Here is a 19006-nt window from a genome sequence, read left to right on the forward strand (position 1 = left end):
GCTGGTGAGTTATGGAGATGAGTAGAGTGAGAATGTGCAGGGCCTGAACATAAACGTGAATATAGCGTAAAACCTACGGCTAACAAAGCCGCGAAAGGCTGCTAAAGTTTCGCTTTCTGCTGAATGTGGACATTGCGCAATAAGCTGGCTGTTTTTTGCCTGAATGGGCACGGCTCACCCTTTTCACTCTGTTAGGCTAATGCAGCTTTTCATCGCTTATGATAAAAAAGATAACCCGCACTAAGGAGATTTTTATGTATCTGGATGATATTCCTTCTTCTTTTCGGCAGCATGACATGCTTTATCTGACAGCACCCGACCTGGGCCGTACAGAAGAAATGCAACGAAAACTGAATACGTTCAGCTCACTTCATCATGAGTTCTTACTCTGGTCTCCGGGTTTTCACTCTATTGATTCAGTTGAGAAAAACATGGCAGATGCCGCAGATAACTTCCTGAATGACAGAGACGAATATAAGTTTTTAATCATTGAACGCAAGTCAGATGAACTCTTAGGCTGCATAAGCTTGTTCATCCGCAATCAGGCTATCCCTTACGTCGAAATCGGCTACTGGCTTGCAACCAATGCACTGGGCAAAGGCATCATGCCCGAAGCGTGCAAACTGGCCACTAAAATAGCCTCCGATTTTTTGCACGCAAAGAGAATTGAAATTCGTGTCGCGGGACGTAATGTGCGGAGTCAGTCCGTTGCATTAAAATGCGGTTTCAAACTGGAAGCCAGACTGGTTAACGAGCGCCTCGACAGCATGGGAATGACTGACGATACCTTGATCTACAGATATGGCGGTTGACTCTCCCCTTCCTGTGAAGTCAGCCTTTCGCTGAGCGCGGCTCTAGACTGTTACGCATGTCCGCTTTATGCCGGGACGGGTCGTTACCCTCAAATCAACCCATCTGTGTCCTCTCACCCACGGTTTCCCTTTTCGGCGAGCGACAGGAGAAAGAACGGATGATTAAGCGCGCCCAGGGTAAACAGTCAGGCTGCTTATTTGGTGAATGATGAGGAGATTAGTTTGATACCCAGTATGCCCAGAACCGCTGAGGAGACGCGATCAACTGACGTCTTGATACGTAAATATACCTGACGCGGTTTCTCGGCAGACAGCGCGACAGAAACGATGGAGTACCAGACAAAATCGATCAAAAAGCTCATCAGAGGGATGACGACATAAAACAGTAGCGGGATATTTTTAGGCAAAAGGGCACTAAAAATAGAGGCAAAGATAATGGCTGTTTTGGGATTGCTCAGTTGCGTTAACAACCCATCTCTGAATGTTTTTAGCCATGTCTTGCTGTGCCCATTTTGTCCATTCAACGCGAGGTGTACAGGCTGAGATGCACCTTTGAAGATGTTAAAAGCCAGCCATAATAAGTAAAACCCGCCCGCCACCTTCATAACCACAAACAGTTCCGGCACCAAAAGTAGCAGCCTCTGTAGCCCAAGCATCGCGACCAGGGCAAAAATCGCAGCACCAACGCCAGTGCCTAAAGCGGTCACGATTCCGTGAAGACGAGAATGCACAACAGCATTTCTGGCAACATAGATAAAGCTTGGGCCGGGGCTTATCACCCCCATAATCAGAACGGCAGCAATGGCCATAAGGCTTGAAATCAACATCCTGGACCTCGGTAGGGAATAATCAGAGCGGCTATTCTAAAGGAAATGATCCGTTTTCACAGGGTGGATTGTGTTGTCTCCGGGATTCGAAAACGAAACAGGCCCGCTGAAGCAGCTTCTTGTTCGTCACCATCGTTCATCGCTCACCACCCAGGCGCATCTGTTTAATACCTTTGCTCGTTACCCACGAACAGCCTGACTCACCTGTTAAATTTGTTATTAATCGGCAGCTTAAAGCCAGTGCGGTTAAAGAGGTGCCAGTCTGTATTTGCTATCCTTGGGAAACGAATTCTTGGGTTACCCTTTTTGGAGCAATAATGAGCGATATTATTAATCTGTTCACCAGCCATAAAAGTGAGCGCAGCTTTACCGATAAACCTGTTGACGATGCCATCCTTGATCGCATTATCAGCACCGCCTATCGCGCCCCTACCTCCGTTAACTCACAACAGGTTTCACTGGTCGTTACGCGGGATGCCGCTCAACGTCAGGCCATTTCAGAGATTGCCGGTGGACAGCCCTGGATTGCCAAAGCGCCCGTTTTTATCACCGTCGTTCTCGATATGCATAAATCCCGGGTCGCCATGGCGGCTGTGGGCAAAGAGCAGGTTGCTCAGGACAGCATTGAAAGTATTGTTTCTGGCGCGACTGACGTAGGCATTGCACTAGGCAGTATTATGGCCGCTGCGCGGGCGGAAGGTTTAGGCATCGTGCCCATCGGGGGAATTCGCCGCGATCCGGACGCGATGATCGAACAGCTTAATTTGCCGGAATATACTTTCCCTGTCGCGGGCGTCGTTATCGGTTACGTCGACCAGCCTGCTTTCCAGAAGCCGCGCCTGCCTCTGCAGACCTTCCGTCACGAAGAAAGCTATCACACCGAAGGTCTGGAACAGCAGATCGCCGCTTACAATGCCGAAATGGTTCAGCACTGGCAAGCCACCGGGCGAGCAGACGGCGAAAGCTGGAGCGACAGCGTGAGCGGATATTATCAGCACATCTATTTCCCAAAAGTCCTGCCTGCACTGCACAAACAGGGATTTGGTAGCGACAAATAACCGTTATTCGTCCGGGCAATGCCCGGGCGATGTCTTTCCCTCTGGCTCAACTCTCACAGGCTAACCCCTTGCCCCGTTTCGCCCCTCGTGTTTGGCACGATAGAGCGCTTCATCCGCCCGTTTAATTAATCGTTCCGCCCTTTCTGGCCCTTCCCCTGCCACCGTTGTTGCCACGCCGGCACTCAGCGTGACGCACCCGGTTTCCAGCCCTGTCGAGCTGTGCGGTATCGCTAACTTCCTGACGGCCTCAACCACGCTTGAGGCTATTTTTAACGCATCCGCGGCGCAGGTGTCGGCTAACACGATGGCAAATTCTTCTCCGCCATAGCGTGCGGCGATATCGATGCGGCGCTGGGCAAACGTCTTCAGTAAGCGTCCTACTTGTTGTAAACAGGCGTCACCCGCGACATGGCCGTAGGTATCGTTGTAGCGTTTAAAATAATCGATATCGAAAAGGATTAATGATACCGGCCCACCGCTACTGCGGCCGTGCAGCAGGCTTTTTATCAGAAAGTGGTCAAAGTACCGGCGGTTAGCCAGCCCCGTGAGCCCATCGCCGTTTGCCAGATTCTCCAGTGAATGATTCGCTTCGGTCAGTTCATCCCTGAGATGGGTTAATTCAATTTGATAGCGTAAGCTACGTTTGGCCTCATGCCGTATCAACATCCACAGCAGAATAATCGCCATCAGAAGCACCAGGCTTAATACTACGCCCTGAACCCGGCTTTCGGCCCAGCTAATCAAAAGCCCCTCTTTGTCGAATCCTGCAGCGACAACCAAGGGGTAACGGCTTGAACTGGCGAAACCAAAAATGCGGGTTACGCCGTCAACCTTCGCTTTCCACTGGCCGCTGCCGCGTTCGGCATTGGCTAACAGCTGGTGAAAAAGCGGGCTGGAGGAGAGATTTTTACCGATGTAGCTGTTCGACAAAGGACGAGCATAGAGCACAGTGCTGTCTGCCAGCATCAGCGCCAGTAAGTCCTTGGGACCAATAACAAAATAATCGTAGTAGTGACGAAAGTAATCGATGCTCACCGTGGCAAGGAGTACACCACGGAATCCCTGGTAGTTATCACTGACGCGCAGCGAAACAGGAATAACGTAGCGGCCCGAACTGCGGCTTCGTAATGCAGGCCCCACGTGCAGGCTGTTGCGTGGATTGTTGCGATGATAGCTGAAATACTCCCGGTCGGCGTTATTTCCTGAAAACGAGTGCATTAACGAACTGGCGACCCATCGCCCCTGCGCATCGTAATAGAAAATACCCTCCAGCTGCGGCAGGCGGCTCTGTAACGTCCGCATGATGTCGTTGAGGGTTGAGACATCTCCGCCCGTCTCTGCCTGAGACTCGATTTCACGCTGGACTTCACGCAGCGACAGTTCCGTTTGCAGAAAGGTATCTTCGGCCTGACGGGCCTGAGCCAAAGAAAGATCAATGGCGCGTTCTTCAGTGATACGAACCGTTCTTTGCCAGTCCTGGTAAAGCGTCCAGACATTGATCACAATAACGCCAATCGTCAATAAACTTCCCGCCAGGGTAATGCTTCTGAGCAGTGGTGAAAGGCGCATCATCGCCGCATCTTTTTTTCGACGTAATTCCATGCTGGTTAACCCTTCTCTCGCCACGAGATAATGCAACATATCAGAAACAACGTGTTATCAATAACATCCTGACAGGCCATTTATATCTGCTGTTTTCAGTTTAGATTAAGACAGGAACGCCAGCCTCGCCTTGCGCCTGTTCAGAGTACAGGCAGCAGGCTCTGATAGCAGGCTGATGGTGCCAGCCTCACCGGTCGGGCGTATCGGGGAACGCGCAGATGTCGCGGCAGCCTCCACGTCATCCATGACATGGAGAAGGAGAGGTTAACGTCGGCGGCGCCACCACCAAAACAGCAGCAGTCCGATCGTCAGCACAACTACTGCCAACCCTGCGCGGGCTATCGGTAAAAGCAGTGACGGCTCGCCGCCCTGACGCAGTGATTTCACCCGTTCCGGGGTAATGCGCACGGCACTGTTGCCTATATCCTGCATGACATAATTCGTGACGTCGGCAATTTGCGTATTATCCAGCGTATGGGCAAAACCAATCATGCCCTGACCGTTTGCGGGCCAGACACCTTCAAGCACGGCCATGGCAACGTTATCGGCCGTAGGCTTTTCCAGGATCGGATGTTTACTCAGGGCAGGTAAACCATTCAGGCCCTGTCCCTCAAGGTTATGGCAGGCGGCACAGTTGTTGCGGTATACGCGCTCGCCATCCGTTAAATCGGACAGCATGTCTGGCGTATCATCTCCGGTCACCGGCGTGAGTCCGCTAGCCGGTTCCTGAACATCTGAATCCGCGTCAGCCTCGCCTTCTTCCTGATCGGCGGCAGGCATCAGGTAGGTTGCTATGGCCGCCCGATCTTCCGGCGTCATACGCGAAAAACTCTTGTCTATCGCTTCAAGCATCGGCCCCGCCGCCGTCGCACCGTTATCGGCGTGACCGCTCGCCAGATAAGCTGCCAGCGATTCCCGTGACCACTGATCGTCACTCTGTAAGGTATTGGCGGTGATGTCAGGCGCAAACCACGTCCCTAAAGAGGCGCCCTGTAACGATTTGCTCTGCTGCTCAGCCATTAAAAAATTGCGCGGCGTATGGCAGGTGCTGCAGTGCGTTAGCCCTTCGACCAGGTAAGCCCCCCTGTTCCATTCCGCGGACTGGCTGGGATCGGGCTTGAAGGGTTTTGTGTCCAGGAAGAGGAAATTCCACGCCGCCATACTAAAGCGAAGATTAAACGGAAACGGCAAATCGGTTTTTTCTGGCTGGCTATCGACCGCTTTCACACCATGCATAAAGTAAGCATAAAGCGCAGACACATCGCTATCACTCACTTTGGCATAGGCGGTGTAAGGCATAGCCGGATACAAATGACTGCCATCGGCACGAATGCCTCTTCGTAGCGCATCGGCAAACTGTTTTTCAGTGTAGTGACCAATACCGGCTGTTTTCGAGGGCGTGATATTGGTGCTAAAAATAATGCCTAAAGGGCTACCGATGGCATGGCCGCCGCTGAACGGCGCTTTGCCTTCCTGTGTGTGGCAGGCCGCACAATCCCCAGCCACAGCAAGATATTCCCCTCGTTTTATGAGGTCAGTCTGGCTTTCCGCCCACGCGCTACTCTGAGTTGCAGTCAGCATTAGCAGCGTGGCGGGCAGCAATCGGCTCAATCGCTTACCCATGCTGTGTCTCCTGCAAAATCTTATCAGCGGTACGCAGCGCAAGCGCCATGGCGGTGAGCGTGACATTACAGGTGCCGACCGTTGGCATCACGCCGGTACCGACCATAAACAGGTTTTCATGATCGTGCGCCCGTCCCCAGACATCGGTTACGCTGGTTGCCGGATCGAGTCCCATCGACAACGTACCGATGATATGTTGACGGTTCGAAAATTTACCGCTTTTGCTGTGTCGGATATTGGTCGCACCCAGTTTTGCCGCTATCGCATCGTAGCACTCTCGCGTTTTTTCCGTGCCCTTCTGCACATAGTCATCCACATCCCAGAACAGCGCAGGCGTGGGTAATCCTAATGCATCTTTATTGCTGCTTAGGGTCACGCGGTTATCGGGATTGGGGAGCTGTTCCAGCGCATTTTTAATGCTCAGTCGGCGGGCCGCACGAAAACGAACCTGCTCCTGGAGTTTTTTACCAAAGTACCCCTCTTCCAGCACTTCCTTCGTCACCGCCGCCACCTGTGATGCATTGGAGATATCCAGACGGAATGGCGCATGTTCGCGGCGGAATTCGCCGTCTCTGAACTGCCCTATTGAACAGGGACTGACAGGTCCGCGTCCGGGCCAAATCTCTTCATCCACGTCGAAAGTGACGCCAATGGCGGGATGGTCGCAGAGATTACGGCCAACATTGTCACGGGCATTGCCAATCCCGTGCGGAAATTTATCGCTGGTCGACATCAGTAAAAGCTTTGGCGTTTCAATCGCATTGGCCGCCAGAACAAATGTCTGTGCCGTAATGCGATGGCTGGTTTTATTCCAGTCATAATAGTGGGCGGCAACAATCCTGCCCTGCGCGTCATGCTCAAGCTTATACACGACCGCCTCGGTGATCACCTGAACGCCTGTGTCCTCAGCCTGCTGAGCGGCCAGACCGCCGTGATACTGAGCATCAATCGGACACACCGGCATACAGTTGTTGTTACCGCAGCAGGCCGGGCGACCATCGTAACTGCGACTGTTGCGTCCCGTGCTGTCGTCCAGCACGCTGAAGTCGGGTGCCAGTCTGGCCGTGACGCGTTGCTGAAGCCATGAAGCCGGCACGCGCGCCATCGGAAACGGTTTACTGCGTGGCGAGCCGTTATCAGGTGAACCGCCGACGCCGGCAATGACCTCAGCCTCATAGTAATAGGGCTCCAAATCCTGATAGCCGATCGGCCAGTCTTTGCCCACGCCATAAAGGGTATGCTGCTGAAAATCATTTGGCACAAAGCGCCATAGCTGAGCAGCCCAGTGCCAGCTGGTGCCGCCAAAAATACGGATGTATTGCGCATTAAACGCCTGCGGACCGAGCTGTTGCAGATAATCATTAGGCTCAGGCGTATAGCGTGGCTGAGGTGCCATGGGAGAAAAGGGATAAGGTGACATAAAGTCAGACTTAAAGGCGGAACTGCGAAAGCGCTCGACCAGTTCATCGCGCCCAATTTTCGGCCCGGACTCAAGTAATACAACGGATTTACCCGCTTTGGCCAGTCGGGTAGCCAGCAAAGCGCCATTTACGCCCGCGCCTATCACAACGACATCCGCCGACTCATTCTTCTTCATTGATGACATTACTCATAAAAAGGATCACGGTTGACTCGCCCAGCTGCCGCAGACGCCATAGGAGAAGCTCGGCGGTACCAGTTTGTCATTCACAATTTGATTCGCGAGCGTGTTTATGTAGGTGATGTAGCGTGCATTTTTGCCTTTGCCCACAACCCCGGTGTACCAGCCGCTCAGGATAGTGCCCGCCAGCTTCGCGCTACCTGCGTCACTCTCAGCAAACGGCAGGCGTTCCTGTTGCAACAGATCGGGCTGATGGGTCAGCAGGTTACTCAAACGCAAAAGCGCAGAGGAGAAATTCTTTTGGGTCTGACTCAACGTGTCATACAGCGCAGCACCCACGGTTTCGTTAAGTTCATCCTGCTGGGTAAGCTGCTGAGAAACCTGCATAAAGATATCCAGCTCATCTGTCTGGGCATCGGGCTGGGCGGCGTTGAGGCGAGCAAGAGGGAGCAGATGTCCGGCAGCGCTGGTTACAGCAACCAGACCGACCATCTTCAGCACGCGTCGGCGTGAATAGTGATTCATCATATCTTCCAGTAAAAGCCACCTGTCGCTGGCAGCAAATCAGCCTGCGTAATACGGATTATTATGCTGGCAGCGCGCATAATATTTGGGCCAGGATTCACAGCCATTCCCTGCCGCGTTCGCACCTGAAGCCACTGGTTAAGCGCCAATTCAACAGCATAATGGGTGGTGAGTCTGCCATCTGCCGCTTTCAGTCTGCGGGATCATGAACGTCTCTTTCTCAATGATCCACTGGTAATTAACTAAATGTTAACAATCCGCTGAGGATAAACCAGATAGTTGCTTGGGTTATAAATATATTAAATCGATATTAAACAAATTTGATACGAAGCGGAACTGAGAGCATGCTGGCCCATGTGGCATTTTCAGGCTATGGAGGGCGATCGTGGTCTTTGAAGCGGAGTGAAGTAAACTGCCATTCTGCCCTGCTGCAGCGGCACACGTTCTCAAGCAAACGGAGTTGATCATGCCCCCATTACGTTTACTGTTATCAGAATCGAACGATCCCTGGTTTAACCTGGCGGTAGAAGAGTGTATTTTTCGCCAGATGCCGGCTAACCAGCGCGTACTGTTTTTGTGGCGTAATGCGGAAACGGTGGTCATTGGTCGGGCGCAGAACCCGTGGAAAGAGTGCAATACACGTCGTATGGCAGAGGACGGTATTAAGCTGGCGCGACGCAGCAGTGGAGGCGGCGCCGTGTTTCACGATCTGGGCAACTGCTGCTTTACCTTTATGGCGGGCAAGCCAGGTTACGATAAAAGTGTCTCAACCGCTATCATCCTGCAGGCACTGGCAACGCTGGGCGTCAATGCGCAGGCTTCAGGACGAAACGATCTGGTGATCGACACCGGTGACGGCGTGCGCAAAATATCCGGCTCTGCTTATCGCGAAACGCCCGACCGTGGCTTTCATCACGGCACAGTTCTAATTAATGCCGATCTGTCGCGCCTGGCTGATTATCTTAATCCCGACGTGAAAAAGTTACAGGCGAAAGGCATCGCCTCCGTGCGAGCACGCGTGACAAACCTGCAAACGCTGGTGCCCAATATCAGCTACGAACGCCTTTGCCATGCCATCACGGAAGCCTGTTTTGAACACTTTGCCACTCGCTGTGAACCCGATGTTATTTCTCCTGATAACCTGCCGGATCTGCCGGGCTTTGAACAACAGTTTGCCCGTCAAAGCAGTTGGGCGTGGAATTTTGGCCAGGCGCCAGACTTTTCGCATCTTCTGGATCATCGCTTTGTATGGGGCGGCGTGGAGATACATTTTGATGTTGAACGGGGCGCCATTAGCCGCTGTCAGATATTTAGCGACAGCCTGAACCCTGCGCCACTGGAGGTGCTGGCCTCCCGCTTACAGGGTGCAGCCTATCAGCCTGACGTTATGGCTCAGCATGTAGAAACGTTGAAAACGGACTATCCGCTGCAGCAGCACGAACTGGATGAGCTTGCACAATGGCTGGTGACAAGTCTCCGCTGACAGTCCGGTGAGCGAGGTAGCGTTTTCCCGGCTCAGCAGCAGAAATGGGCCGCGTCAGACGATTGCCTGCGGCTGCCCAGGTTCAACTTAGCTTCCCGTATTGACGCGTTTGCCGATATCTTTCAGTTGCGAATATTTTTCAAGCAATCGCGGTCCGTCATCCAGGCTCATGGCAAACATCCACAGATAGGTCATGACCGAATAGATGTGCCCTGCGTCACCCATCCCTTTACGGGTCATGGACAGGATGGTAAAGGCAAACAGCAGCGCCGCTGCTGTACCTATCGTTATAAAACCTAACGCCTCGCGATCGGATAGCCCTATGCGTAATCGCGCCAGTACGCCGTAGTGTTTCGCCAGAGCGGGTGCCTGGGCAACGGTGACCAGGCTAACCTCTTTTTCAAGCCGGTTATTCAGACGGCCAAACAGCGCTTCGTTCTTGCGCGAGAAGCCCGGCAGAAAGCAGGCAAGTATCAACAAAATGATCAGACAGCCCACGCCCGTCCAGAACTCAATTACCAGAAGCATAATGGCTGCGCCGCTAATCGATGCCAGAGAGGTGATCAGCGTTGGCAGATGCAGCTCAAAAAAATCGACAAACTCACGTGACAATGTCACGCGAGCGGCGATAGTGGAAGCATTTTGCTTCTCGTGACGTTGTGCCACGATAACCGGCACGGCCAGTTCGGCATAAATACGGGCGAAGGTGCGGGTATCAACGCTGCGTCTTGCGGCGCCTATTGCCCACATTGCAAAGACCATGACCGCATAAAGCACAGCATGAAGCGCCTGCCCGGTGACAATGGCGTTAATGGCGAACCCGGCTAACAGCGGATAAAGCAGGTAGGTAACGTTTTCCGCCACCACTAACAGCAGGGTAAGAAAGAGCTTTTTACTGTGACGACGTCCCAGCATCTTGAGGGTGGCAATGGCATTTTGCGGCGCCGTCTCCGGCGTTATTGTTTTGTGAGAACACATGATTTTCTTTTGGTAAACGGTTAAAATTGAGCGGTCGCTCAATAGCCAGCGCATCGTATTTGAGCGATTGCTCAAAGTCAATCCAGGAGTCACAATGAAAGCATCAACGGCAACGTCTGGAGAAACACGCAAAGAGACGATTATTGCGGGCGCCATCGCGCTGTTTATCGAGAAGGGAATTGAAAAAACCACGACACGTGACTTAACGGAATCGCTGGGTATTTCACGCAGCCATATTTATCACTACTTTCCTGACTGGCACACGCTCACCCTGACTGCGCTGGAGCACTATATGCAGCGCGAGTTGGATGATTTCACCCTTGAGCTGGCCGCGCTGGATCCTGTGCAGCAACTACACTCTATGATTGAAGGCCACATTCCTGACACATCAGATTCAGTCTGGCGGCTTTATGCTTCCTTCTGGCAAATGGTCAGCCATAATGCCGATTACGCTGAACTGGCCGACAAGATTATCGCCGGTTGGGATGCGTTGCTCTGCAAGATTATTCGCGCGGGCGTTGAACAAGGGTGCTTGCATACGGATGATGTGGCACGCAGCGCACGCCAGCTTAACGCCTTACTCAACGGCTACGCCGATCTGCTGAGTATTACGTCTTCACCCTCGCGAATTGAGCAGGCGTTGGCCGACATTCACCACTTTGTGCAATTTATGCGTTAACGGAGCGGGAAGTCAGTAAAGCGCCGTTTTCATCTTTATTGCCATTAATTAAATGTTAAATAGAAGTTATACGAATGATGTGCAGTACGGTTTAAATGTGTCATTCAAATGGCGCGCGTTTTACATTTTGTGGCTTGATTAATCTCAAATTTTATCGCTTATTCGCGCAGAAATGCTTGCTAACACACTTTATTTTTCTCGCCCAGACTGATGCTGAAATGCGATAAGCAGGTGTTTTTTGGCGCTTTATTGTTTACAGGTTTTGATAAAAGTGGCTGCCCTGACCGTTAATTTGGGTCTAAGTCGCTGGTTTATAAAGTAAATACATTAACAAATCCTCATAAAATTAATCATTGAGTCCTGTGATAAAAACCAATATATTGGCCGCGTTTTTAACACTAGCTCTAAATTTTATTCACTTATCCAACTGCAGCGTGATGCCACGCCCGGTTGTAGGAGAGATATGATGACGGATAAAGTCCGTATTGATAGTTTGAATGCGAATACATTAAACGGTAACAATGAGTCTTATCTGGCCCGCCAGGCCGAGTTTGAATCAAATGTTCGAAGTTATCCGCGTAAATTACCATTAGCGATTGCGAAAGCTAATGGTGTCTGGATCACAGACGTCGAGAACAAACAGTATCTTGACTGTCTTGCCGGTGCCGGAACGCTTGCGTTAGGTCATAATCACCCTGACGTACTGCAAAGCATCCAAAATGTCATTACCAGCGGCTTGCCGTTACATACTCTGGATCTGACCACGCCACTCAAAGATGCGTTTTCAGAATACCTGCTCTCCCTGTTACCGGGTCAGGGCAAAGAATACTGCCTGCAATTCACCGGTCCTTCCGGCGCGGATGCCGTTGAAGCCGCTATCAAGCTGGCGAAGAAACATACTGGCCGTTCAGGGGTGATCAGCTTCTCAGGGGGTTATCACGGCATGACGCACGGTGCGCTTTCTGTCACCGGTAACCTGTCACCGAAAGAAGCCGTTAACGGCATGATGCCTGAAGTGCAGTTTATGCCTTATCCGCACCTGTACCGTTGCCCGCTGGGCATTGGTGGTGACGCGGGCGTAAAAGCGCTGACCTACTACTTCGAAAACCTGATCAACGACGTTGAAAGTGGTGTGCGCAAACCTGCGGCCGTGATCCTCGAAGCAGTTCAGGGTGAAGGCGGCGTGAACCCTGCCCCGGCTGAATGGCTGCAGCGCATCCGTAAAGTCACCCAGGAACACGGTATTCTGCTGATTCTGGATGAAGTTCAGGCAGGTTTTGCCCGCACCGGTAAATTCTTTGCGTTCGAGCATGCCGGTATTGAGCCCGATATCATTGTAATGTCAAAAGCCGTCGGCGGCGGTTTGCCGCTTGCCGTGCTGGGGATCAAAAAGCAGTTTGATGCCTGGTCACCTGGCCACCACACCGGGACATTCCGTGGCAACCAGCTGGCCATGGCAACCGGCCTGACCACGCTGAAGCTGCTGAAAGAAAACAACATCGCTGGCAGCGTCGCTGAAAAAGGTGAGTGGCTGAAAGGCAAACTTGCCGAACTGCAGAAACGTTATCCTGCCATCGGTAACGTTCGCGGTCTTGGCCTGATGATCGGTATTGAAATGGTCAAGCCGAACGAAGCGCAGGATCATATGGGTTGCTACCCGGCCGATGGCGATTTATCGGCTCTGGTTCAGAAGAAATGCTTTGAAAACGGTCTGATCCTTGAGCGCGGGGGACGTCACGGTTGCGTATTGCGTCTGCTGCCTTCCCTGTTGATCAATCATGACGAAATGCAGGTTTTCCTGGATAAGTTCGAAAGCGCCCTGCTTGCCGCTGGCGTCGAAGCAGTTTGAGTGGAGTAAATTCGATGTCACGGTCAAATCCGATTCTGGCGTCCTCAGTGCAAAGCACTGAGGCTTACCAGCAGGCTATCGCACAAAGCAGTGCGGCAGTGGTTAAGTGGCTGGAACAGCCTGAAATGTATCAGGGTAAAACAGTTGCTGAACTGCGCGAACGTATCCAACTGGACTTTAATCCCGAGGGCCTGGGCAACCAGGCCGCCATTGAGCGCGCGATTGAGTATTTCCTGAAAGACAGTCTGTCGGTCCATCACCCACAGTGTGTGGCGCATTTGCACTGCCCGAGTCTGGTCATTAGCCAGGCTGCCGAGGTGCTGATTAACGCGACGAACCAGAGTATGGATTCCTGGGATCAGGCGCCTTCTGCCACCCTGATTGAAATGAAGCTGATTGAATGGCTGCGTTCACAGGTGGGTTATCAGGCAGGCGATGCCGGCGTGTTCACCAGCGGCGGCACCCAGAGCAATCTGATGGGGCTGATGCTGGCGCGTGATGCCTTCTTTGCCCGTCAGGGCCATTCTGTTCAGCAGGACGGGCTGATCGGCGATCTCAGAAAGATCAAAGTCTTTTGTTCAGAGAATGCCCACTTCTCCGTGCAGAAGAACATGGCGCTCCTCGGCCTGGGCTACCAGTCCGTGACGTTAGTGAAATGCGATGAGTTTGCACGCATGGACATGACCGATCTGGCTGACAAACTGGCACAGGCGAAAGCCAATAATGAACAGGTGCTGGCCATTGTCGCGACAGCAGGCACCACCGACGCCGGTGCTATCGATCCGCTGCGTGATATCGTCAAACTGGCCGCAGAGCAGAAAATCTGGGTGCACGTTGACGCGGCCTGGGGCGGTGCATTGCTGCTGTCAGAGAAGTATCGTCATTATCTGGACGGGCTGGACCTGGTGGATTCCGTTACGCTGGACTTCCACAAACAGTTTTTCCAGACCATAAGCTGCGGTGCTTTTCTGTTAAAAGAAGCCCGTCACTATGAGCTGATGCGCTATCAGGCGGCATACCTGAACTCTGAGTTTGATGAAGCACAGGGCGTGCCGAATCTGGTTTCGAAATCGTTGCAGACCACCCGTCGTTTTGATGCGCTGAAACTGTGGATGGGGCTGGAAGCCCTCGGTCAGAAGCAGTACGCCGCCATTATCGACCATGGCGTAACGCTGGCTCAGCAGGTGGCGCAGTTTGTTGAGCAGCACGACGCCTTGGAACTGGTTATGAAACCTCAACTGGCGAGCGTCCTGTTCCGTTATCGTCCACAACAGATGGCGGAGTGGAGCGATGCCGACGTTGCGCTGTTCAATCAGCGTATTGGCGATGCTCTGCTGGAATCAGGTCGCGCCAACGTTGGCGTGACCGAGCATAACGGCGTTACCTGTCTGAAAATGACGTTGTTAAATCCAACCGTGACGCTGGAAGATATTACCGTCCTGCTGGCACTGCTTGAGAAAACAGCCCAGTCATTACGCTAAGTGCTTCATCATGCCGGTGACAGTGTCACCGGCATAGCGCTTTTATTTCCCATGCTGCTGGCGCATAAGTCCGCTGCACCCTCCCTCTGAATGCCTCCCTGCCCCTTTAATCAACAGGTTATCATCTGTTTGGACGTCACGGCGTTGATGGACTTGCCGTTTGCAGATCTCTTTAAGGCGAAGAAAAAGCGCAGCACCTATGGGATATCGCGCACCACTGGCGTGATCATCTCCGTGGCCGAAAACAGCGAGAACGGCTGACGCAGAAACGTTATCGTCCTTCTGTTGATAACCGGAGGATCACAATGACCTATCAAATCTCAGGCCTGAAAGCCGATGCTTTCACTCACCTTTACGGACAGAACGAGCGCTATTTAAAACAACATGGCGTAATGAGACTGAAAGTAGAAAACGCTCCTGGCTATCCCGACAGAATTTCACTGCGTGATATCCCGGCGGGTGAAACCGCGCTGCTGATTAATCATCTCTATCAACCGGCCCAAACGCCTTATTATGGTTCTCATGCGATCTACCTCTGGGAGCACTGTACCCAACAGGGCATTTACATTAATGCATTACCCCCGGTCATGACGCACCGGCTTCTTTCGTCACGGGGCTTTGATGCGCAAGATTTACTTATCCAGGCAGACGTCTGTGAAGGAAAAGCAGCAGACGAAATGATAACGCACTTTTTTAGCCACCCGACGGTGCGCTATATCCAGGTCCATAACGCCAGGCAAGGATGTTATTCCTGCCGGGTAGATCGTTGTGACTAACGGGCCCGGCAGTGACCGGGGGAAGGCGAAAGGTGCGCTTCGTCTGTTTTGTTCCCGAAGTCGGTGAGGCGCAGAGAGTGAAATGATACAGCGCGCTCAGATAGCCCAGGAATGCGTGCAGCAGATTTTCAGAACAGACAGCGAATATGTTCAGTCAGCGCTTGCACCCTGAGGCACCATACTGCAGGATCGGTTTTTTACCGCATTTATCGGAAAGACTATGACCGTTCACGCCTCTAAAGATCCCCTGCATGGCGTTACGCTTGAAATGCAGGTCAACAGCCTTGTCGCACAGTATGGCTGGCCTGAACTGAGTAAGCGCATCAATATTAACTGTTTTAAAAACGACCCCAGCGTGAAGTCCAGCCTGAAGTTTTTACGCCGTACGCCGTGGGCGCGGGCAGAAGTGGAAGCGCTCTATCTGGCTTCGCTGAGTGAATCTCAGCCGGATTCTGCGCCCCCAGCCAGTGATGATCCCTGGGCTAACTGGCGCGAAGATAAAACCTGAAAACGTGTTAACGCCCTTCTAAACAAAAAAAAGCCCGCGTCACGGATGGCGCGGGCTTAGTTTCGTTCAGATGACCGTATTACAGCGCCATATCGTGCTTCGCCGAGGCTGGGGCTTTTTCGCTGTTAGCAGCGGGCGCTTCAGTTGGCTGATTGCCCATCTGAATAACCGGCGGCTTGGTCAGCTGCAGCGTTGCTGCCGTTTCATCCCAGACCTGCTGTGTGAGCGCAGGGTTGTCGTTCAGTTTCTGGCCGTAAGCAGGAACGATTTTACGGATTTTTTCCTGCCATTCTGCTGACTTGAATTGTTCAGGGAACAGTTTCTGCATCACATTGATTGCGATAGGTGCAGCCGTGGATGCGCCAGGCGATGCACCCAGCAATGCGGCAACGGTTTTCTGCTGATCGGTCACAATTTCCGTACCCAGTTTCAGCACGCCGCCTTTATCCGCATCCTTTTTGATGATCTGCACGCGCTGACCGGCCTGAATCAGTTTCCAGTCTTCTTTCTTCGCTTCAGGATAGTACTCTTTCAGCGCGGCAAAACGGTCATCATCGCTCAACATAACCTGACCGATCAGGTATTTGACCAGGTCAAAGTTATCCATGCCTACGTGGGTCATCGGCATAAAGTTGTGGGTGGTCGTTGTGCTCAGTAAATCAAACAACGAACCATTTTTCAGGAACTTGGTTGAGAACGTTGCGAAAGGTCCAAACAGCACGACACGCTTACCATCAAGGTAACGGGTATCCAGATGCGGAACCGACATCGGTGGCGCACCCACGGAAGCCTGACCATACACTTTTGCCAGATGGCGATCGGCAATCGCGCTATTCTCTGTCACCAGGAAGGATCCCCCTACCGGGAAACCTGCGTAATTGTCGGCTTCCGGAATACCGGTTTTTTGCAGCAGTTTAAGCGCACCGCCACCTGCACCGATAAAGACGTATTTCGCGTCTACGGTACGTTCGCCGCCATTTTTGGCGTCTTTAATGGTAACGTGCCAGGAATTATCACTGTTACGTTTAAAATCGGTCACTTCCGAAGAGGTTTCCAGGCGGAAATTATCGTTCTTCTTCAGGCTGCCAATTAACTGACGGGTGATTTCACCATAGTTAACGTCGGTTCCTACTGGCGTCCAGGTAGCAGCCACTTTTTGTTGTGGATCGCGACCTTCCATAACCAGCGGCGCCCACTGCGCGATCTGCTTGTGATCGGTTGAGAACTTCATGCCCTGGAACAGCACAGTTTTCTGCAGTGCGGCATAGCGTTTCGTCAGATAATCAACGTTATCGCCCCAGACAAAGCTCATGTGCGGCGTTGAGTTAATGAACGAACGCGGATTATTTAACACGCCGTCTTTAACCTGAGAGCTCCAGAACTGACGAGAAATCATGAAGGCTTCGTTGATTTCCAGCGCTTTGGTCACGTCAATAGAACCGTCTGCACGCTCTGGCGTGTAGTTCAGTTCCATGTTGGCTGAGTGGCCGGTACCGGCGTTGTTCCAGCCGTTAGAGGATTCCAGCGCTACGCCATCAAGTTTCTCAACCATGATCTGTTTCCAGCCCGGTTGCAGCTCTTCCAGCAGGGTGCCCAGAGAGGCGCTCATGATACCGCCGCCAATCAGCAGAACATCTGTTTTTTCTGGTGAATTTTCAGCGTGGGTCACTGAAGAAACGAGTAACGCTGCAAGCGACAGTGCAGGTACAAATTTAGTTGATTTAATCATTAGGGATCTACGATTTCGTGGAGAACTAGTTAAAAAAAGTTCCGAAACTTTAAAATATTGTTATTTCGTAGTTAATATGAAAATAGTTAAAAAATTAAAAGACAGGGTTTTGCAGTTAATTTAGTTACAAAAGATTAACTTTGTTATCGATATATTTTAACCACACAATAAAGGGGCGTTTCGAAATATACAATGCCCTAACACAAATATTCTCTGTGCGACGAATAAACGGAAATGGCGGCGCCTGACCGGAAAGTGGGGTTATTTACTGCGACAAACGTGCATTAACATGCACGGAACAGGATGAGGCGGTTGACGAATAAGTATGGGCAGTACACGCAACCTGATGTCCCTGAACGATACGCCTTCAGGGACATGGATTAGTGGCGAATCAGCGCCAGTTCGTCTTCACTCAGACCGGTCATCTTCATAACCGTCTCACGGTCAAGACCGCTTTGAAGCATAGTGCGGGCGATTTTCAGCGTCGCTTCGCGCTCTCCCTCTGAGCGGCCTTCTTCGCGACCCAGTTGGATGCCTTTTTCCATGCCTTTTTCCATGCCTTTTTGTTCGAGCTGCTGCGCAATGGTCATCAGTACATCTCCGTGTTGCGGCACGCGATGTGCCAGTTCTCTTACCAATGCTTCGGCGTCGGCGGTTTCTCCCGCCTGCACGATATAGTGTATCAGCGATACGACCTGTGATGAAGAAAGATAGCCCGCCAGTAAGACCGGGACAAGCTTATCAACCAACTCCGCTAAATCGCGCTGGTGGATATGTTTCTGAAGCAGGGTTAACGCGGCCATACTGCGGTGCTCTGCAATCTCCTCGTCAGGAATAATCGTGACATCCACCAGCGGAAAAGCCGTGCTATAGAGCCGGTTGGCCAGCGCAGGATCGGTAAATTCATCCAGCCAGCGCGTGGAATAAGGATAAGGACGACGTTTCCCGGTATAGAACAAGACAGGGATGACCAGCGGCAATTTTTTATGGCCGGCTTCAAGGTGGCGCTGCATCGCCGCCACGGCATAACGCAGCAGCCTGAATGCCATGTGCTTATCCGGTGAGGACTGATGTTCAATCAGGACGTGAACATAGCCGTCATCGCCTTGTGCGGTTTTCAGGCTGTACAACACGTCGCTGAAATATTGGCGAAGATCATCTTCAACGAAAGATCCGGATTCGAGTTTTAACGTGCTGAGATCGCACACGGCCCGTAATTCCGCAGGCAGGTGCAATTCCATAAAATCACGCGCAATCTCTGGCTGCGTAAGAAACTGGCGGAAGGTGGCATCGTGAGGCGTGGGTGTACTGTTTTTTTTCTTCATCTGTCCTGACTCTGCAAGCGCAACCTGGCGTAATGCTCACCGGCGCGAAAACGAATATGTCGATTCACACATACATTTTGTCCAGCACTCTCTGATTTACCTGCCATGCTGTCAGTATGATTTACAGGCGTTGTCCGTCATCATGCCAGAT

17 protein-coding genes are annotated in these 19006 nt (G+C 52.0%); 9 read left to right on the plus strand and 8 right to left on the minus strand.

Annotation, left to right across the window (positions count from 1 at the left end; translation table 11 throughout):
- Positions 1-254: 254 nt before the first annotated feature.
- Entirely contained in the window at positions 255-812 is a 558-nt protein-coding gene (locus PAGR_RS22465) for a GNAT family N-acetyltransferase (protein WP_014604664.1), read from the plus strand.
- Positions 813-1006: 194 nt separating this feature from the next.
- On the opposite strand, the gene PAGR_RS22470 is transcribed toward PAGR_RS22465, so the two are convergent.
- Positions 1007-1639: a LysE family translocator gene (locus tag PAGR_RS22470; RefSeq protein WP_013027933.1), complete on the minus strand. Its 633-nt coding sequence runs from the start codon at positions 1637-1639 to the stop codon at positions 1007-1009.
- Between the two features lie 317 nt (positions 1640-1956).
- Here PAGR_RS22470 and PAGR_RS22475 point away from each other — a divergent pair, with 317 nt between their 5' ends.
- A complete protein-coding gene (locus PAGR_RS22475) occupies positions 1957-2697 on the plus strand; it encodes a nitroreductase family protein (RefSeq protein ID WP_014604665.1) in 741 nt (246 codons plus the stop codon).
- 60 nt (positions 2698-2757) lie between these two features.
- Here the strand turns inward: PAGR_RS22475 and PAGR_RS22480 are convergent, their stop codons facing one another.
- The 4 genes from PAGR_RS22480 to PAGR_RS22495 all read right to left on the minus strand — a co-directional run bounded on the left by PAGR_RS22480 (position 2758) and on the right by PAGR_RS22495 (position 8047).
- Positions 2758-4299, minus strand: a complete 1542-nt coding sequence (locus PAGR_RS22480) for a sensor domain-containing diguanylate cyclase (RefSeq protein WP_014604666.1) — start codon at positions 4297-4299, stop codon at positions 2758-2760.
- 264 nt (positions 4300-4563) lie between these two features.
- Complete coding sequence (locus PAGR_RS22485) at positions 4564-5922, minus strand: c-type cytochrome (RefSeq protein WP_014604667.1); 1359 nt, start codon at positions 5920-5922, stop codon at positions 4564-4566.
- Entirely contained in the window at positions 5915-7519 is a 1605-nt protein-coding gene (locus PAGR_RS22490; protein ID WP_014604668.1) for a GMC family oxidoreductase, read from the minus strand. Before PAGR_RS22490 ends, PAGR_RS22485 begins: the two co-directional genes overlap by 8 nt.
- Positions 7520-7543: 24 nt before the next feature.
- Positions 7544-8047: a sugar dehydrogenase complex small subunit gene (locus PAGR_RS22495; RefSeq protein ID WP_014604669.1), complete on the minus strand. Its 504-nt coding sequence runs from the start codon at positions 8045-8047 to the stop codon at positions 7544-7546.
- 466 nt (positions 8048-8513) lie between these two features.
- Here PAGR_RS22495 and lplA point away from each other — a divergent pair, with 466 nt between their 5' ends.
- Positions 8514-9530 carry a lipoate--protein ligase gene (gene lplA, locus PAGR_RS22500; RefSeq protein ID WP_014604670.1) on the plus strand — a complete coding sequence of 339 codons (1017 nt, stop codon included), beginning with the start codon at positions 8514-8516 and terminating at the stop codon, positions 9528-9530.
- An 87-nt stretch (positions 9531-9617) separates the two neighbouring features.
- Here lplA and PAGR_RS22505 read toward each other — a convergent pair whose 3' ends face one another.
- Complete coding sequence (locus PAGR_RS22505) at positions 9618-10508, minus strand: ABC transporter six-transmembrane domain-containing protein (RefSeq protein ID WP_029569643.1); 891 nt, start codon at positions 10506-10508, stop codon at positions 9618-9620.
- Positions 10509-10602: 94 nt separating this feature from the next.
- Between PAGR_RS22505 and PAGR_RS22510 the strand changes: the two genes are divergently transcribed.
- From PAGR_RS22510 to PAGR_RS22530, 6 genes are all read left to right on the plus strand, one after another.
- Positions 10603-11187, plus strand: coding sequence for a TetR/AcrR family transcriptional regulator (locus tag PAGR_RS22510; protein ID WP_014604672.1), 585 nt, complete (start codon positions 10603-10605; stop codon positions 11185-11187).
- A 466-nt stretch (positions 11188-11653) separates the two neighbouring features.
- A complete protein-coding gene (locus PAGR_RS22515; protein WP_014598279.1) occupies positions 11654-13036 on the plus strand; it encodes a diaminobutyrate--2-oxoglutarate transaminase in 1383 nt (460 codons plus the stop codon).
- A gap of 14 nt (positions 13037-13050) precedes the next feature.
- Complete coding sequence (locus PAGR_RS22520) at positions 13051-14517, plus strand: pyridoxal phosphate-dependent decarboxylase family protein (RefSeq protein WP_014604673.1); 1467 nt, start codon at positions 13051-13053, stop codon at positions 14515-14517.
- A gap of 129 nt (positions 14518-14646) precedes the next feature.
- Positions 14647-14778, plus strand: a complete 132-nt coding sequence (locus PAGR_RS24285) for a hypothetical protein (RefSeq protein WP_258170274.1) — start codon at positions 14647-14649, stop codon at positions 14776-14778.
- Between the two features lie 44 nt (positions 14779-14822).
- Positions 14823-15293 carry a DUF1203 domain-containing protein gene (locus PAGR_RS22525; protein ID WP_014604674.1) on the plus strand — a complete coding sequence of 157 codons (471 nt, stop codon included), beginning with the start codon at positions 14823-14825 and terminating at the stop codon, positions 15291-15293.
- A 220-nt stretch (positions 15294-15513) separates the two neighbouring features.
- Positions 15514-15801, plus strand: coding sequence for a VF530 family protein (locus tag PAGR_RS22530; RefSeq protein ID WP_014333227.1), 288 nt, complete (start codon positions 15514-15516; stop codon positions 15799-15801).
- Between the two features lie 79 nt (positions 15802-15880).
- Here PAGR_RS22530 and mqo read toward each other — a convergent pair whose 3' ends face one another.
- Positions 15881-17530 (minus strand): malate dehydrogenase (quinone), encoded by a 1650-nt coding sequence (gene mqo, locus PAGR_RS22535; RefSeq protein WP_014598277.1) that lies wholly within the window; start codon positions 17528-17530, stop codon positions 15881-15883.
- A 380-nt stretch (positions 17531-17910) separates the two neighbouring features.
- Complete coding sequence (locus PAGR_RS22540) at positions 17911-18855, minus strand: Rpn family recombination-promoting nuclease/putative transposase (RefSeq protein ID WP_014333229.1); 945 nt, start codon at positions 18853-18855, stop codon at positions 17911-17913.
- Between the last annotated feature and the right edge of the window lie 151 nt (positions 18856-19006).

It is taken from the genome of Pantoea ananatis PA13, assembly GCF_000233595.1.
Lineage (GTDB): Bacteria > Pseudomonadota > Gammaproteobacteria > Enterobacterales > Enterobacteriaceae > Pantoea > Pantoea ananatis.

Bases quoted from the DNA above. Each gene is read 5' to 3' on its own strand.
- PAGR_RS22515 (WP_014598279.1), top strand. From the start codon at position 11,654: ATGACGGATAAAGTCCGTATTGATAGTTTGAATGCGAATACATTAAAC.
- PAGR_RS22540 (WP_014333229.1), bottom strand. From the start codon at position 18,855: ATGAAGAAAAAAAACAGTACACCCACGCCTCACGATGCCACCTTCCGC.
- PAGR_RS22490 (WP_014604668.1), bottom strand. From the start codon at position 7,519: ATGAAGAAGAATGAGTCGGCGGATGTCGTTGTGATAGGCGCGGGCGTA.
- PAGR_RS22525 (WP_014604674.1), top strand. From the start codon at position 14,823: ATGACCTATCAAATCTCAGGCCTGAAAGCCGATGCTTTCACTCACCTT.
- PAGR_RS22475 (WP_014604665.1), top strand. From the start codon at position 1,957: ATGAGCGATATTATTAATCTGTTCACCAGCCATAAAAGTGAGCGCAGC.
- PAGR_RS22510 (WP_014604672.1), top strand. From the start codon at position 10,603: ATGAAAGCATCAACGGCAACGTCTGGAGAAACACGCAAAGAGACGATT.
- PAGR_RS22520 (WP_014604673.1), top strand. From the start codon at position 13,051: ATGTCACGGTCAAATCCGATTCTGGCGTCCTCAGTGCAAAGCACTGAG.
- lplA (WP_014604670.1), top strand. From the start codon at position 8,514: ATGCCCCCATTACGTTTACTGTTATCAGAATCGAACGATCCCTGGTTT.
- PAGR_RS22505 (WP_029569643.1), bottom strand. From the start codon at position 10,508: ATGTGTTCTCACAAAACAATAACGCCGGAGACGGCGCCGCAAAATGCC.
- PAGR_RS22465 (WP_014604664.1), top strand. From the start codon at position 255: ATGTATCTGGATGATATTCCTTCTTCTTTTCGGCAGCATGACATGCTT.
- PAGR_RS22495 (WP_014604669.1), bottom strand. From the start codon at position 8,047: ATGAATCACTATTCACGCCGACGCGTGCTGAAGATGGTCGGTCTGGTT.
- PAGR_RS22530 (WP_014333227.1), top strand. From the start codon at position 15,514: ATGACCGTTCACGCCTCTAAAGATCCCCTGCATGGCGTTACGCTTGAA.
- PAGR_RS22485 (WP_014604667.1), bottom strand. From the start codon at position 5,922: ATGGGTAAGCGATTGAGCCGATTGCTGCCCGCCACGCTGCTAATGCTG.
- PAGR_RS22480 (WP_014604666.1), bottom strand. From the start codon at position 4,299: ATGGAATTACGTCGAAAAAAAGATGCGGCGATGATGCGCCTTTCACCA.
- PAGR_RS22470 (WP_013027933.1), bottom strand. From the start codon at position 1,639: ATGTTGATTTCAAGCCTTATGGCCATTGCTGCCGTTCTGATTATGGGG.
- mqo (WP_014598277.1), bottom strand. From the start codon at position 17,530: ATGATTAAATCAACTAAATTTGTACCTGCACTGTCGCTTGCAGCGTTA.